The organism is Streptomyces sp. NRRL S-920 (assembly GCF_000717945.1).
GTDB lineage: Bacteria > Actinomycetota > Actinomycetes > Streptomycetales > Streptomycetaceae > Streptomyces > Streptomyces alboniger.
Genome location: NZ_JODF01000018.1, coordinates 187,665 through 203,092, shown reverse-complemented (window position 1 = coordinate 203,092; position 15,428 = coordinate 187,665). Strand labels below are relative to the sequence as shown.

11 protein-coding genes are annotated in these 15,428 nt (G+C 72.5%); 5 read left to right on the top strand and 6 right to left on the bottom strand.

Going from position 1 to position 15,428, the window contains the following annotated elements; all coding sequences use genetic code 11:
* Positions 1 to 250: 250 nt before the first annotated feature.
* Positions 251 to 2,269: a glycogen debranching N-terminal domain-containing protein gene (locus tag IG54_RS0116210; RefSeq protein ID WP_030783665.1), complete on the bottom strand. Its 2,019-nt coding sequence runs from the start codon at positions 2,267 to 2,269 to the stop codon at positions 251 to 253.
* Entirely contained in the window at positions 2,266 to 3,630 is a 1,365-nt protein-coding gene (locus tag IG54_RS0116205; protein WP_106977017.1) for an MGH1-like glycoside hydrolase domain-containing protein, read from the bottom strand. Before IG54_RS0116205 ends, IG54_RS0116210 begins: the two co-directional genes overlap by 4 nt.
* A 202-nt stretch (positions 3,631 to 3,832) precedes the next feature.
* Here IG54_RS0116205 and IG54_RS0116200 point away from each other — a divergent pair, with 202 nt between their 5' ends.
* Both IG54_RS0116200 and ppdK read left to right on the top strand, forming a co-directional pair.
* Positions 3,833 to 5,170 (top strand): ROK family protein, encoded by a 1,338-nt coding sequence (locus tag IG54_RS0116200; RefSeq protein ID WP_078594164.1) that lies wholly within the window; start codon positions 3,833 to 3,835, stop codon positions 5,168 to 5,170.
* Positions 5,171 to 5,706: 536 nt separating this feature from the next.
* Complete coding sequence (gene ppdK, locus IG54_RS0116195) at positions 5,707 to 8,397, top strand: pyruvate, phosphate dikinase (RefSeq protein WP_106977016.1); 2,691 nt, start codon at positions 5,707 to 5,709, stop codon at positions 8,395 to 8,397.
* A 122-nt stretch (positions 8,398 to 8,519) separates the two neighbouring features.
* Here the strand turns inward: ppdK and IG54_RS0116190 are convergent, their stop codons facing one another.
* Together IG54_RS0116190 and IG54_RS0116185 are read right to left on the bottom strand one after the other, a co-directional pair.
* Positions 8,520 to 9,065, bottom strand: a complete 546-nt coding sequence (locus tag IG54_RS0116190) for a hypothetical protein (RefSeq protein ID WP_030783652.1) — start codon at positions 9,063 to 9,065, stop codon at positions 8,520 to 8,522.
* A gap of 233 nt (positions 9,066 to 9,298) precedes the next feature.
* Complete coding sequence (locus IG54_RS0116185; RefSeq protein WP_158708878.1) at positions 9,299 to 9,631, bottom strand: hypothetical protein; 333 nt, start codon at positions 9,629 to 9,631, stop codon at positions 9,299 to 9,301.
* Here IG54_RS0116185 and IG54_RS0116180 point away from each other — a divergent pair.
* Complete coding sequence (locus IG54_RS0116180) at positions 9,600 to 10,271, top strand: O-methyltransferase (RefSeq protein ID WP_051819540.1); 672 nt, start codon at positions 9,600 to 9,602, stop codon at positions 10,269 to 10,271. The two genes, IG54_RS0116185 and IG54_RS0116180, sit on opposite strands and share 32 nt — an antisense overlap.
* 13 nt (positions 10,272 to 10,284) lie before the next feature.
* On the opposite strand, the gene dusB is transcribed toward IG54_RS0116180, so the two are convergent.
* Complete coding sequence (gene dusB, locus IG54_RS0116175; RefSeq protein WP_030783644.1) at positions 10,285 to 11,418, bottom strand: tRNA dihydrouridine synthase DusB; 1,134 nt, start codon at positions 11,416 to 11,418, stop codon at positions 10,285 to 10,287.
* A 66-nt stretch (positions 11,419 to 11,484) separates the two neighbouring features.
* Positions 11,485 to 12,351, bottom strand: coding sequence for a helix-turn-helix transcriptional regulator (locus IG54_RS0116170; RefSeq protein ID WP_037897231.1), 867 nt, complete (start codon positions 12,349 to 12,351; stop codon positions 11,485 to 11,487).
* 107 nt (positions 12,352 to 12,458) lie between these two features.
* Here IG54_RS0116170 and IG54_RS0116165 point away from each other — a divergent pair, with 107 nt between their 5' ends.
* Both IG54_RS0116165 and IG54_RS0116160 read left to right on the top strand, forming a co-directional pair.
* Positions 12,459 to 13,904 carry an MFS transporter gene (locus IG54_RS0116165; protein ID WP_030783639.1) on the top strand — a complete coding sequence of 482 codons (1,446 nt, stop codon included), beginning with the start codon at positions 12,459 to 12,461 and terminating at the stop codon, positions 13,902 to 13,904.
* A gap of 62 nt (positions 13,905 to 13,966) precedes the next feature.
* A complete protein-coding gene (locus IG54_RS0116160) occupies positions 13,967 to 15,388 on the top strand; it encodes an MFS transporter (RefSeq protein ID WP_030783637.1) in 1,422 nt (473 codons plus the stop codon).
* Positions 15,389 to 15,428: the final 40 nt, after the last annotated feature.

Sequence of the window (15,428 nt, the reverse complement as noted above, 5' to 3'; positions counted from 1 at the left end):
GTCTCCCCTGCTGTTTCTTTTCGGCCTCCGTCGATCGGAGACCGGTGAGGGCAACACGCTCGCAGGGTCAACTCGCCATTCATAGCATGGTGTTATTAGCAAAACCCTTCGAGCGGCGGCATGACGCGCTTACGGCGGCATGACGCGCTTAGGAAAACAAAGGGAGGGGGGCGAGGAGCGGACAATTTCCGAACACATTTACGCCATTGACTATGCGCCCCTGACTATGCAAAGGCCCCGCGATATTCGCTCACGCCCCACCCACCGCCGTCAGCAACGCCAACGGCGCCGCCGCCGACCGCGACTCCAGGACGCACGCGTGCGGATACGGCACCGGCACCGGGTACGCCCCCTTGTCGTAGCCCGCGAGGACTTCCGGGAGGCGCCCGTCCGCCGTACCGGCGGCACAGATGAGGGCGCGGGCGACCGTGCGGGCCTCGTCGTGCAGGCCGTAGCGCGCGAGGCCCAGCGCGATCAGCGCGTTGTCGTGCGGCCACACCGAGCCCCGGTGGTACGACAGCGGGTGGAACGCGGGCTGCCCGGCCGCGACCGTCCGCACGCCCCAGCCCGAGAAGAAGTCGGGCTCCAGGAGGCGGCGGCCCACCGTCTCGCCGTACTCCTTGTCGAGCAGCCCGGACCACAGCAGATGCCCCGCGTCCGAGGCGAGCGCGTCGGCCTGGCGGCCCTCGCCGTCCAGGGCGAGCGCGGGAAAGCCCTGCCCCGGCATCCAGAAGTCCCGCTGGAAGCGGTCCCGCAGATCGCCCGCCGTCTGCGCGAGCAGATCCGCGTACACCGTGTCGTCCCAGACGGTCCGCGCCAGCCAGGCGGTGCGGCACAGGGCGTCGTACGCGTAGCCCTGCGCACCCGCCGCCATGACCGGCCCGCTCGCCCGGGTGCCGTCGGCGGAGCAGATCGCGCCGGGCGAGTCCTTCCAGTTCTGGTTGGCGAGGCCGCCCTCGTCCGCGCGGTAGACGAGGTAGCCGCGCGAGGTGAGCCCGCCGTGGTCGAGCATCCAGCCGACGGCGGCGCGGGCGGCGGGCTCCAGGCGGCGGGCGAGCGCGCGGTCCCCGGTGTGTTCCGTGTACGCGCCGAGCAGCACGAGGAAGAGCGGCGTCGCGTCGACCGAGCCGTAGTAGCGCCCGAACGGCACCTGCCCGAAGTGCGCGAGTTCGCCCTGCCGCACCTCGTGGACGATCTTCCCTGGCTGGGCGACGGCGCCCGCGACGGCCTCGGCGGCCTGCGTCGCGGCCAGCGCGGGCAGCGTCGCGGCGGCCAGGCGCGGCACATACGGGAGCGTGAAGAGCGAGGTCAGCAGGGCGTCGCGGCCCAGCAGCGTGAGGAACCACGGCACGCCCGCGCCGGGCACGCGCAACTCCTCGCCGTCCGGTCCCGGCGCCGGGACCTGGAGCACGGCGAGGTCCGCGAGACCGCGCGCGCAGGCGTCGGCGAGCGCGGGCCACCGGGTGGGCAGGGTGACGCCGGACACGAAGTCCGCCTGGCAGGCGGCCTGTTGGCGTACCGCCTCGGCGGGCGAGCCCGGTACGCGGGGCCCGGCCGACTCGTGCGGATAGGCGGCGGCACTCAGTGCCACCTCGGTCGAGCCGTGCGGTTCCAGCTCCAGCGTCCATACGAGGCGACGCGCGCCGCCGCCGGTCTCCTCGACGGCGTCGGGGCCCGGGTCGGCCGTCACCGCCGTCCGCGCCCGCCATTCACCGCGCCGGTAACGGAACTCGACCCCCGCGAGACCGGCACCACGGCGCCCCTCACGTCCCTCGTCCCCGCCGCCTCCCTCGACTTCCTCGTGGATCGGCCGCCGGGACCTGACCGCGCCCTGTTTGGCGTAGGTCCGGTGGTCGGCGCGCAGTTCGAACTGGTCGGTGAAGTCGGCGTCCACGGTCAGCGCGATGTGCACCCGCGTCGGCACCGGCCGGTTGCTCACCACCCGCAGGGCCTCCACGAGGGCGCCGTCGGACACGGCCTGTTCGCGCAGGATCGTGTACGCGGGCGGCTCCTGGCGGCCGCCGCGCGGCACGAGTACGCAGCGCGCCGCGCCGGCGCCTGCCTCCGAGGTGTCCACCGGGGCGAGGACCTCGGGCACGGCCCCGTCGACGGTCAGCTGCCAGCGGCTCAGGTGCCGTGCGTCGCGTACGAACAGGCCGTCCGGGCCCGCGCCGCCCCCGCGCACCCCGCCGACCCCGCTGATGTCGCCGCCCGCGCCGACGGCCGCGAACGTCCGCCCCCGCACCAGCAGCCGATGCCGGTCGCTCATGTCCGCACCTCTTCCTTCCGCAGCAGATCGAGGGTGAGCGCGGCCGTCCAGCCGAAGCGGCGTGCGCCGCGGCCCGCGCCGGTGTACGGATCCACGTACTCGGCGAAGTCCGACGCGTCCGCCGCATCGAGCATGGCCGCGCGCAGCCCGTCCGCCAGGGACAGCTCGCCGTGCAGCCGAAGGCCCTTCGCCACCAGCCAGTTGGTGTTGAACCACGCGGGCCCGCGCCAGTAGCGGCGGGGGTCGAAGGCGGGTCCGGTCAGGTCGTAGCTGGGCACGAGCCGCGTCGCGCCGCCGAGCCCGAAGTGCGGGCCGCACGCGGTGCGCACCAGCGCCGCGGCGACGGCGGGCGGCAGGGCGGGCAGCACGAGCGGGATCAGGCCGGTGACGCCGCGCTCGGTGATGAGCCGGTCCGAGCGCAGGTCGCGGCAGAGGAAGAGGGCGCGGGCCGGGTCCCACAGGCGGGCCACCAGGGTGTCCGTGAGGGCGCGGGCCCGTTCGCGGCGCTCGCTCGACCCGCGCTCCGTGCCGTCCAACTCGGCCTCGATCAGGGCGAGTGCGTACTCGGAGGTGATCAGCAGGGCGTTGAAGGCGGGGTCCTCGACGGAGAACGCGCCGGGGTCGCGTCCCGCGTCCTCGTAGCCCTGGTCGCGGTACTGGGCGGCGAGCCGCACATACCGTCCGTAGTCCGTGTCGGTCGGCCGGTCCCCGGGCGCCCCGTGGTCGAGGTCCGCGCGGCGGAAGGCGCCCGGGTCGGCAGGCTCGACGCGGCTCAACGGACCGTCCCAGCAGGGGCTGTTGTCCATGCCCTGCTCCCACGGGTGCAGCACGGCGGCGAGTCCCGCGCCGCCCGCGTCCCTGGCGGTCATGAGGTAGCGGTGCCAGGCGGCGAGGCGGGGACGGAGGCGGGCGAGGAAGGAGCGGGCGCGGGAGAGGCCGGGGTCCGCGCGGTGCACGAGCCAGGCGGCGAGGGCGTGGACGGGCGGCTGCACGATGCCGGAGGTCTGCACGCCGCCCGGCGCCCCCGCCCGGCGGCCCGCCGTGGTGGAGCGCCAGAAGTCGGGGCCGGGGAAGTAGGCGCCGAGCGGGACGGCGTCGTTGAACACGATGTGCGGGACGCGTCCGTCGCCCCACTGGGCGGCCAGCAGTGTCTCCAGCTCCAACTGGGCGCGCAGCGGGGAAAGGTGACGCAGTCCGATCGCGATGAACGCGGAGTCCCAGGACCACTGGTGCGGATACAGCGCCCGGGACGGCACGGTCGAGGTGCCGGTCCAGTTGGTCCACAGGACCTCGGCCGCGCGCTCCCGCAGCGGGTCCGCGGTGCGGTGAGCGGTCGGCTGAGTGGTGGTGCCGCGGTCCACACGGATCTCCCGAAGGCTGTCGACGTCTCGTCAGTTCGGTGGCGCTCACCCTAGGGTTACGCGTACTTCACACGCAAAACCCAATATGTAACGCTGAGTTGAGGAGCACAAGGGGTGCGGCCGGGCGCCCCCGGGGAGGCTCTCGGCCCGGACCGCCCGTACGGTGAGCGCCAGCGGAGACATGTTCGAACGGGAGACCCGTATGCCCACGAGAGGCCCCGCCCACGGGGAGGGACCCGTGGGCGCGCGCCCGCGCGCCCACCCCGGCCACCAGCCCGGCGCCGGTGAGCTGCTGGAGCTGGTGCGCAGCGGGCGGGCCACCACCCGAGGCGCCCTCCAGGAGGCCACCGGCCTCTCGCGGGCCACCGTGGGGCAGCGGCTCGGGCGGCTGTTCCGGGCCGGGTGGGTGCGGGAGGGGGCCGGCGGGCCGGTGGAGTCGCCGCTCGGGGGGCGGCCCGCGATCCGGCTGGAGTTCGACGAGACGCACGCCGTCGTGCTGGCCGCCGCCCTGGAGACCCGGCACGCCCGCGCCGCGCTGCTCACCCTCGGCGGCGGGATCCTCGCCGAGCGGTCGGGCCCCCTCGCCGTCGAGGACGGGCCCGACGCCGTCCTCGACGCGCTGGGCGCCCACTTCGGCGCACTGCTGCGGGAGACCGGGCGGCCCGCCGCGACGGTGTGCGGCATCGGGCTCGCGGTGCCGGGCCCGGTGGACACCGGGACGGGCCGCGTGGTCCAGCCGCCGATCATGCCGGGCTGGGACGGCTACGACATACGGGGCCGCCTGCGCGAGGCGTTCGTCGTACACACGGACGCGACGGGAACGCGGCCCGCCCCATCCACCACCGCCCCCTTTGATGCGGCCGCCCCCTCCAGCCTCTCCGACCCCTCCGACCCCTCCGCCCTCCCCGTCCTCGTCGACAACGACGCCAACCTCATGGCGTACGGCGAACAGCACACGCACTACCCGCACTGCTCCGCCTTCGCCCTGGTCAAGGTCTCCACCGGGATCGGCGCGGGCGTCGTCGTGGGCGGCTCGGTCTACCGGGGCGTCGACGGCGGCGCGGGCGACATCGGCCACATCCGGGTGCCCGAGGGAGCGGACGCACTGTGCAAGTGCGGCTCCTACGGCTGTCTCGCCGCCGTCGCCAGCGGCCGTGCCGTGGCCCGCAGGCTGACGGAGGCGGGCGTCCCCGCGGCCTCCGGGTCGGATGTGCGGGCGCTCCTGGAGGCCGGGCACCCGACGGCCCTCGGGTTCGCGCGTGACGCGGGGCGGCACGTGGGCGAGGTCCTGGCGACCGTCGTCACCCTTCTGAACCCGGGCGTTCTGATGATCGCGGGAGATCTGGCCGGAACCGCCTTCCTGACCGGCGTACGCGAGCTGCTCTACCAGCGGGCCCTGCCCCGCTCCACCGCTCATCTGGACGTGGTCACCTCGCGCCTCGGCGACCGCGCGGCGCTGATCGGCGCGGGAACGCTGGTGGTGGAGCACCTGTACGCCCCGGAGCGTGCGGAGGAGCGGCTCGCCGCGCTCGGCGCGTGAGGCCGACCCGGCGGACCCGGCGGACCCGGCGGACCCGGCGGACCCGGCGGACCCGGCGGACCCGGAGCGCCGTCTCCCGCAGTGAACGACGCCGTCCGGATGCTGACATCCGGGCCCTTCAAACGGCGTGATTCTCGCCACCCCTGATAGCCCTTGCGCTCAGATGAGCGCTCTCGGGGCGACTGCACTTCTCCAAGGGGTGGCACTCAGTGCCAATGCTCGATCATTCATGAAGTGAACTCACATCTGAGATCTGTCCGCTCGTTTGAGCGTTTCTCGGGGTCTACGGGGGTTGAGAGTTCAATACTTGAACACAAGCCACTCCCCCTCCCTACCGCTGAGTCACTTTCGATCTAGCGGCGGACGGGTGGTTACGGCCGCATGACGCGCAAGTGGACGTACCCAGGTGCCTTCGATCTGGGTATGTTCCTCGCCGTCAGGGCAGCCACCGAGTCCTCGAGGAGTCGAGACCCGTGTCGGAAAACAAAGATCTCCACGTAGCTCACACGAGTGAGACGACCGAGGCGACCGAGGGGGTGAAGTTCGTTTACGACTTCACCGAGGGCAACAAGGACCTCAAGGACCTTCTCGGCGGCAAGGGCGCGAACCTCGCCGAGATGACCAACCTCGGGCTGCCCGTCCCTCCGGGCTTCACCATCACCACCGAGGCGTGCAAGACGTACCTCGACAGCGGTGAGGAGCCCGGCGAGCTGCGCGACGAGGTCAGCGCCCACCTGGACGCCCTTGAGCGGAAGATGGGCAAGAAGCTGGGTCAGGCCGACGACCCGCTGCTCGTCTCCGTCCGCTCGGGCGCCAAGTTCTCGATGCCCGGCATGATGGACACGGTCCTGAACATCGGGCTCTCCGACAAGTCGGTGACCGGGCTCGCCAAGCAGTCCGGCGACGACCGCTTCGCGTGGGACTCCTACCGCCGGCTCATCCAGATGTTCGGCAAGACCGTCCTCGGTGTCGACGGCGACCTCTTCGAGGAGGCGCTGGAGAAGGCCAAGGAGGCCAAGAAGGTCACGGTCGACACCGACCTGGAGGCCGCCGACCTCAAGAAGCTGGTCACCAAGTTCAAGAAGATCGTCAAGACGGAGGCCGGGCGGGACTTCCCGCAGGACCCGCGCGAGCAGATGGACCTCGCGATCCGCTCGGTCTTCGAGTCGTGGAACACCGACCGCGCCAAGCTCTACCGCCGCCAGGAGCGCATCCCCGGCGACCTCGGCACGGCCGTCAACGTCTGCTCGATGGTCTTCGGCAACCTCGGCCCGGACTCCGGTACGGGCGTCGCGTTCACCCGCGACCCGGCCAGCGGCCACCAGGGCGTGTACGGCGACTACCTCCAGAACGCGCAGGGCGAGGACGTCGTGGCGGGCATCCGCAACACCGTCCCGCTCGCCGATCTGGAGCAGATCGACAAGAAGTCGTACGACCAGCTCATGCAGATCATGGAGACCCTTGAGACGCACTACAAGGATCTCTGCGACATCGAGTTCACCATCGAGCGCGGCCAGCTCTGGATGCTCCAGACCCGCGTCGGCAAGCGCACCGCGGGTGCCGCCTTCCGCATCGCGACGCAGCTCGTGGACCAGGGCCTGATCGACGAGGCCGAGGCGCTCCAGCGCGTCAACGGCGCCCAGCTCGCGCAGCTGATGTTCCCCCGCTTCGACGAGAGCGCCAAGGTCGAGCAGCTCGGCCGGGGCATCGCCGCGTCGCCGGGCGCGGCCGTGGGCAAGGCGGTCTTCGACTCGTACACCGCGATCAAGTGGTCGCGTTCGGGCGAGAAGGTCATCCTGATCCGCCGCGAGACCAACCCCGACGACCTCGACGGCATGATCGCCGCCGAGGGCATCCTGACCTCGCGCGGCGGCAAGACCTCGCACGCCGCCGTCGTGGCGCGCGGCATGGGCAAGACCTGTGTCTGCGGCGCCGAGGACCTGGAGGTCGACACCAAGCGGCGCCGGATGACGGTCGGCTCCACGGTCGTCGAGGAGGGCGACGTCGTCTCCATCGACGGCTCGACGGGCAAGGTGTACCTGGGCGAGGTGCCCGTGGTCCCCTCGCCGGTCGTCGAGTACTTCGAGGGCCGCATGCACGCGGGTGCCGACGACGCCGACGAGCTGGTCGCCGCCGTGCACCGGATCATGGCGTACGCGGACCGGGTACGCCGCCTGCGCGTACGCGCCAACGCCGACAACGCCGAGGACGCGCTGCGCGCCCGCCGCTTCGGCGCGCAGGGCATCGGCCTGTGCCGCACCGAGCACATGTTCCTCGGTGAGCGGCGCGAGATGGTCGAGCGGCTGATCCTCGCCGACGCGGACGACGAGCGCGAGGACGCACTGAAGCAGCTGCTCCCGCTCCAGAAGCGGGACTTCGTGGAGCTGTTCGAGGCGATGGACGGCCTCCCGGTCACCGTCCGCCTCCTGGACCCGCCGCTGCACGAGTTCCTCCCGGACATCACGGAGCTGTCCGTGCGGGTCGCGCTCGCCGAGTCCCGCAAGGACGCCAACGAGAACGACCTGCGCCTGCTCCAGGCCGTGCACCGCCTGCACGAGCAGAACCCGATGCTGGGCCTGCGCGGGGTGCGCCTCGGTCTCGTCATCCCCGGCCTGTTCACCATGCAGGTCCGCGCGATCGCCGAGGCGGCGGCCGAGCGGAAGAACGCCAAGGGCGACCCGCGCGCGGAGATCATGATTCCGCTCGTCGGCACGGTCCAGGAGCTGGAGATCGTCCGCGAGGAGGCCGAGCAGGTCATCGCGGAGGTCATCGAGTCCACCGGCGTCGACCTGAAGCTGGCGCTGGGCACGATGATCGAGCTGCCGCGCGCCGCGCTGACGGCCGACCAGATCGCGGAGGCGGCCGAGTTCTTCTCCTTCGGTACGAACGACCTCACGCAGACCGTCTGGGGCTTCTCCCGCGACGACGTGGAGGCGAGCTTCTTCACCGCGTACCTGGAGAAGGGCATCTTCGGGGTCTCGCCGTTCGAGACGATCGACAAGGACGGCGTGGGCAAGCTGGTGAAGGACGCGGTCAAGGCCGGCCGCGCCACGCGCCCCGACCTGAAGCTCGGCGTCTGCGGCGAGCACGGCGGCGACCCGGAGTCCGTGCACTTCTTCCACGAGGTGGGTTTGGACTACGTCTCCTGCTCCCCGTTCCGCATCCCGGTGGCCCGCCTGGAGGCCGGCCGCGCGGCCTCGCACTCGGTGGGCAGCGACCACCGGTAGAGCCCACCACGAACCCCGGGACCGCCGCCGTGTCCCCGACCCTCAGTACCGATGCGGCGACGGTCCCGGTCCACGATGAAGGGGCGGCACCCTGTGCGGGGGTGCCGCCCCTTCGGGCGTCCTCAGCGGAGCCGGATTCCCGCTCTGTTCCTCGCGACGTTCCGCGTCTTCCTGGTGTGGGCCGACTCGGCGAGCAGGGCGAGTAACGGCGGGGACTGCGCGTTCTCGGCGAGGAGGCGCTGCATCCAGTCCGTGGCCTCCGCCAGCTCGGCCGGGGTCGGCATGTGACCGTCCTTGACGGACAGGTAGAACAGCCAGTCGTGGACGCGGCGGCGGATGAATGCGCGGAACCCCTCCGTCTTGAGCCGGTCGATCTCCGGCAGCAGTCCGTCCGACCACTGCCGGAATTCAGCAGGACCGCTCACCTTCATCGCGATCCTGTCCACGAAGGCGACCACCGCCGTCTTGGACGCCTGCTCGTTGGGCTCGCGCAGGATCGTGGCGACGATCGCGCGGTCCCGGTCGCGGCTCCGGGAGTCAGCGGTCACCGAGACGACGCGCTGGTACGCGGCCGATCGGACGTGCTCGTCCGCGACGGCGCCGTCGACGTCCACGTCGAGGATGCCGGCCTCCGCCAGCAGCCCGGCCACATCCGAACGCAAGGTCATCGCTTCACCCCTCCCCGCGGGGTGCCGTGCGGCCCCGCGTTACACGATCTCCGGCATCGTCTCCAGCGCGTGACTGGAGGATTCCACCATGTCGCGGACCATGTCGTCCGGGTGCCTGGAAGGAGGGGGCGGGGGGCAGGGCCCGCGCGAGTTCGTCCGGGGGTACGCCCGTCGCCTTCAGGATCGCGTGCGCCGAGGCCGACTCCACCTCGGCGAGCGCCGCCAGCCTGCGCTCAAGCACGGGGTTCGGGAGGACCTTTTCGGGCCTTGGCCGCCTCGCGCAGGTAGCGGTGCAGGAGCAGGTGGAGCGTGGCGCCCGGCGGCGGGCGCGCGGGATCGAGCGCACGAAGGATCGACGTCAGCCAGTCGGTCAGGCCCCGTCCCGCCAGGCCCAGTTCGGGCCAGGTGGTCGAGCGCAGCTGCTCCCCGAGATAGTGGGCGCGCTCGAACACCTTGCGGCCCGGCGTCATGGGGTGGGGGGCGTCGACCGGCCCGTACGTGCTCTCCAGCGCCGGAGCACGGCGTTCCGCCAGGGTGCAGAAGAGCGACAGATGGACGTGGGTCACCCTGACCTTCGACCACCCCCTGACCTCGACGGAGGTGGACCGGCTCCAGCGGAGCACCGACGCGCAGGCCGCCGTGCGGGTGCCGCCCGGCGTCGCCCAGGCCCATGACCGCGAACGGAAGCTGGCGTTCGACAAGTCGTCGGACCCCGAGGTCGGCGCGCTCCTCGCCGTACTGGCGGCGGCGGTGCCCGCGGGCGGGCGGATCCTGGAGACGGGCACCGGGGCGGGCATGGGCCTCGCCTGGATCGCGCCCGGGCTCGGGGACCGCGAGGACGTGGAGGTGCTCAGCGTGGAACTGGACGCCGAGCGCGCCGCGTCGGTGCGCGCCGCGGGGCTGGCGCCCGGGACGTCCGTCCTGGTGGGCGACGCCCTTGAACTCATCGGCTCCCAAGGAACGTTCGACCTGGTCTTCGCCGACACCCCGAGCGCCAAGACGACGGGCCTCGCCGACATCCTCGACGCGCTGCGGCCCGGCGGCGCGCTCCTGATCGACGACATCGCCGACGCCACCCACCCCGAGAGCTACACCCGGATCACGACCCTGCGCGAACGGCTCTTCGGCGACCCCCGCCTGGTCGTCGCCGAACTCACCTGCTCGACAGGGATGTTCCTGGCCACGCGACGCCGGACGCAGGACTGACGCCGAAGGGACCTCAGCCCCCCGACGTGTCCAGCTCCGCGTCCTCGCTCACGCCCGCGCAGTCGTAGGGGTCCTTCAGCCAGCCGTCCGGCAGGACCACGCGGTTGTTGCCCGAGGTGCGGCCGCGGGGGCCGTCCGCGCCGGCGGGCCACTCCTGGTCGAGGTCCAGCTCACCGAGGCCGTCCTCCAGTTCGGCCAGCGAGGAGGTGACCGCGAGGCGCTTGCGCATCTCCGAGCCGACCGCGAAGCCCTTCAGGTACCAGGCCACGTGCTTGCGGAAGTCGATGACCCCGCGCGACTCGTCGCCGATCCACTCGCCGAGCAGCGTCGCGTGGCGGAGCATGACCCGGGAGACCTCGCGCAGGCCGGGGGCCTTGGGAGCGCCCGTGCCCTCGAAGGCGGCGACGAGGTCGGCGAAGAGCCAGGGGCGGCCGAGGCAGCCGCGGCCGACGACGACGCCGTCGCAGCCCGTCTCGTTCATCATGCGGACCGCGTCGGCGGCCGACCAGATGTCGCCGTTGCCGAGCACCGGGATCTCGGGGACGTGCTCCTTGAGGCGGGCGATGGCGTCCCAGTCGGCCGTGCCGCCGTAGTGCTGGGCGGCCGTCCTGCCGTGCAGCGCGATGGCGGTGACGCCCTCCTCGACCGCGATGCGGCCAGCGTCGAGGAAGGTGATGTGGTCGTCGTCGATGCCCTTGCGCATCTTCATGGTCACGGGGAGGTCGCCCGCGCCGCTGACGGCTTCCTTCAGGATCGCGCGCAGCAGGTGGCGCTTGTACGGGAGCGCGGAGCCGCCGCCCTTGCGGGTGACCTTGGGGACGGGGCAGCCGAAGTTCAGGTCGATGTGGTCGGCCAGGTCCTCCTCCGCGATCATGCGGACGGCCTTGCCGACGGTCGCCGGATCGACGCCGTACAGCTGGATCGAGCGCGGCTTCTCCGTCGCGTCGAAGTGGATCAGCTGCATCGTCTTCTCGTTGCGCTCCACCAGGGCGCGCGTGGTGATCATCTCGCTGACGAAGAGGCCCTTGCCGCCGGAGAACTCCCGGCACAGCGTCCTGAACGGCGCGTTCGTGATGCCCGCCATGGGGGCGAGCACGACGGGCGGCTGGACGGGGTGCGGGCCGATCGTAAGGGGCTGGGACGGCATCGGTGATCTCCGGGACGGACGACGGGACCCTCTATTGTCCCTCACTCTCCCGGCTCCCCCTGCCCCTCACTCCCCCGGCTCCCCCGACAGCTCGGCCAGCCGCTCCAGGCGGGCCTCCGTCTCGTCGTCGGCGGGCACGTACGCGATGAGCCGGTGCGCCTGCGTCAGCGGGGCCATCCACAGCATGCGGTGCTCAAGGCGCAGCAGGCCCACCCGCGGGTGCTGGTACCGCTTGACGTGCGGGACCATCGTCGCCACCTCGTGCCGCTCCCACAGCTCGCGGAACTCCGCGGACACCCCGAGCAGCCGGTCCCGCAGCTCCTTCCAGGCGGGCTCGGCGCCGTGCTCGGCCATGGCCCCGCGGAACTTGGCGGTCAGGTCGCGCAGCATCTCGTCCCGGTCCAGGAACGTCTCGCGCCAGCGCGGGCTGGTGGCGAGGAGCCACAGGCAGTTGCGGTCGCGCGGCTCCATCGCGTCGAAGTCGCCGAAGACGTGCGTCCAGGAGCGGTTGTGGGCGAGGACGTCGTAGCGGCCGTTCTGCACGGTGGCCGGGTAGGGGGCGACGCGGTGCATGAGCCTGCGGACCGGCGCGGAGAGCGCGGAGCACTCGGCCTCGGGCCGCGGGTCGACGGCACCGGCGAGGGCGAAGAGGTGGGCGCGTTCGCTCGGGTCCATGAGCAGCGCCCGCGCGATCGCGTCGAGGACCTGCGCGGACACCTTGATGGGGCGGGCCTGCTCCAGCCACGTGTACCAGGTGACGCCCACCGCGGAGAGCTGCGCGACCTCCTCGCGGCGCAGCCCCGGCGTGCGGCGCCGGGTGCCGCGCGGCAGCCCCGCCTGCTCGGGCGTGACGCGCTCGCGGCGGCTGCGCAGGAAGGCGGCGAGTTCTTGTCTGCGGATGTCCGCACCGGCGTCCGGTGCCGCGGCCGTCATGGTCATGGATCAAGGCTGCCGGATGCCGCAGCCTGTTTCCAGGTGCGCCTGGTACCAGGATAAGGAGACTCTGGTACCCCCCTGGGGCCGGGAAGATCGTCGTAGACGTGACTCTTACGACTACCGACGAAACGCCCCGCGCAGCCGGACCGACCACCCCCGCCACCCCCTCCCCCCTCACCCCCCTAGGCCTGCTCACCGTCCTCCTCGGCGCCTCCCTCTCCAGCATCGACTTCTTCATCGTCAACGTCGCCCTCCCCAGCATCGAGCGCGACCTGCACGCCTCGCCCGCCACGCTGGAGATGGTCGTCGCCGGTTACGCGGTCGCGTACGCCGTGCTGCTCGTCCTCGGCGGGCGGCTCGGTGACACGTACGGGCGCGGGAAGCTCTTCCTGTGGGGCGTCGGCGCCTTCGGCCTGACCTCGCTGGCCTGCGGGCTCGCACCCGGCGCGTGGTGGCTGGTCGGGGCCCGGATGGCACAGGGCGCGGCCTCCGCGCTGATGCTGCCGCAGGTCCTCGCCACCATCCACGCCACGACGCGGGGCGAGCGGCGCGCGCGGGCCGTCGCGCTGTACGGCTCGGTGAGCGGGCTCGGAGTCGTCCTCGGGCAGGTGCTCGGCGGTGTCCTGGTCGCCGCCGATCTGGGGGGCACGGGCTGGCGCATGGCGTTCCTGGTGAACGTGCCGGTCGCGGTGGCCGCACTGCTCTGCGCCGTGCGTTCGGTTCCGGACAGCCGGGCGGAGCAGCCCCGGCGCGGCGACCTCGGCGGCACGCTCCTGCTCGGCTCCGCGCTGACCGCTCTGCTGCTCCCCCTCTCCGAGGGGCGGGCCACGGGCTGGCCGCTCTGGTCGGTCCTGCTGCTCGCCGCCGCGCCGCTGCTCGGCTGGGCGTTCGCGGCCGTCGAGCGGCGGGCGGAGGACACCGGGGGCAGCCCGCTGCTGCCGCCGTCGCTGCTGCGCGAGCCCGGCGTGCGGCTCGGCTTCGCCCTCGGCCTGCCGATCTTCATCGGGTTCAGCGGCTGGATGTTCGTCAGTGCCGTAACCCTCCAGCAAGGGCTCGGTTACGGCGCGCTCAAGGCGGGCCTGACGCTGATCCCCATGGGTCTGACGCAGTTCGCCGCGTCGATGCTCGCCCCGCGCGTCGCCGCGCGGCTCGGCGGCCGGGCGATGACAGTGGCCGCGCTGGTGCACGGCTCGGGCCTGCTGGTGCTCGCGCTGACGGTCCTGTGGGTGCCGTGGGCCTCGCTCACCCCACTCGCCCTCGCGCCGGGCCTCGCCCTGTGCGGCCTCGGCCAGGGAGTCGAACTCGCCCTCTACTACCGGATCGTCCTCGCCGCCGTCCCGGCCGCCCGCGCGGGGGCGGGCAGTGGTCTGGCGGCGACCGTGCAGCAGTCGTGCCTCGCGGTGGGCGTGGCGACGGTCGGCTCGCTCTTCCTGTCCCTGATCCCGGCGCTCGGCATGAGGAGGGCCTTCACGGCCGTGCTCGGCGTGCAGCTGGCGGGCCTGCTCGGTCTGGCGCTGCTCAGCCTGCGGCTGCCGCGCCGCCTCTCATGAGCCCACGGGCCGCCCTCGGGCGCCCCGCGGCGCCCACCCCGCCGAGAGCTACCGTCGTATACATGCCCCATGAACCTACTGACCGCCGTAGGCTGCTGGTCCTCGCGATCTGCTGCATGAGCCTGCTGATCGTCAGCCTCGACAACACCGTCCTGAACGTCGCGCTCCCCACCATGCGCGAGGAGTTCGACGCGAGCGTCTCGGGTATGCAGTGGACGATCGACGCGTACACGCTCGTCCTCGCCTCGCTCCTCATGCTCGCGGGCTCGACCGCCGACCGGATCGGCCGCCGCAGGGTCTTCCAGGCGGGTCTGATCGTGTTCACCCTCGGCTCGGTGCTCTGCTCGCTGGCTCCCGACCTGGAATCGCTGGTGGCGTTCCGCATGATCCAGGCGGTGGGCGGCTCGATGCTCAACCCCGTCGCGATGTCGATCATCACGAACACCTTCACCGAGCCCCGCGAGCGGGCCCGCGCCATCGGCGTCTGGGGCGGTGTCGTCGGCATCTCCATGGCGGCGGGCCCGCTGGTCGGCGGGCTGCTCGTGGACTCGGTCGGCTGGCGCTCGATCTTCTGGGTCAATCTGCCGGTCGGCCTCGCCGCGCTCGTCCTGACCATGCGGTACGTCCCCGAGTCCCGCGCCCCTCACCCCCGCCGCCCCGACCCGGTCGGGCAGCTCCTGGTGATCGTGCTGCTCGGCGCACTGACGTACGCGATCATCGAGGCGCCCGCCGCGGGCTGGACGTCACCGCTGATCCTCGCCTTCGCGGGTGCGGCGCTGCTGGCCCTGCTCGGTCTGCTGGCCTACGAGCCGCGCCGCGCGGAGCCCCTCATCGACCTGCGCTTCTTCCGCTCGGCGCCGTTCAGCGGGGCGACGGTGATCGCGGTCTGCGCGTTCGCGTCGCTCGGCGGTTTCCTCTTCCTGTCGACCCTGTTCCTCCAGGACGTACGTGGCCTCGACGCGTTGCACGCCGGCCTGTGGATGCTGCCGATGGCGGCCATGACGCTGGTCTGCGCGCCGCTGTCGGGCCGCTTGGTCGGCAGCCGCGGGCCGCGCCTCTCGCTGCTGATCGCGGGGGTGGCGATGACGGCATCGGGCGTCCTCTTCGCCGCGTTCGAGGCGGAGAACACGGGCGGGACCCGTTTCCTCGGATACGTCCTGTTCGGCCTGGGCTTCGGTTTCGCCAACGCGCCGATCACCAACACCGCCGTCGCCGGGATGCCGCGCGCCCAGGCGGGCGTCGCCGCGGCCGTCGCCTCCACCAGCCGCCAGATCGGCCAGACGCTGGGCGTCGCGGTGATCGGCGCGGTCCTGGCGTCGGGCGTCGCCTCGTCGTCGTACGCCACCGACTTCACGGAGGCGAGCCGGCCCGCCTGGTGGATCATCGCGGGCTGCGGATGCGCGGTGCTGCTGCTCGGGGCGGTGACGAGCGGGCGGTGGGCGCGGGGGACCGCGGAGCGGACGGCGGAGCGGCTGGGCGGATGACGGATGACAGGTGACAGGTGACGCACGACGAATGACAGAC

Excerpts from the sequence above, each read along its gene's own strand:
- IG54_RS0116210 (WP_030783665.1), bottom strand. The coding sequence starts at position 2,269 with ATGAGCGACCGGCATCGGCTGCTGGTGCGGGGGCGGACGTTCGCGGCC.
- IG54_RS0116200 (WP_078594164.1), top strand. The coding sequence starts at position 3,833 with ATGCCCACGAGAGGCCCCGCCCACGGGGAGGGACCCGTGGGCGCGCGC.
- IG54_RS0116190 (WP_030783652.1), bottom strand. The coding sequence starts at position 9,065 with ATGACCTTGCGTTCGGATGTGGCCGGGCTGCTGGCGGAGGCCGGCATC.
- dusB (WP_030783644.1), bottom strand. The coding sequence starts at position 11,418 with ATGCCGTCCCAGCCCCTTACGATCGGCCCGCACCCCGTCCAGCCGCCC.
- IG54_RS0116170 (WP_037897231.1), bottom strand. The coding sequence starts at position 12,351 with ATGACGGCCGCGGCACCGGACGCCGGTGCGGACATCCGCAGACAAGAA.
- IG54_RS0116160 (WP_030783637.1), top strand. The coding sequence starts at position 13,967 with ATGCCCCATGAACCTACTGACCGCCGTAGGCTGCTGGTCCTCGCGATC.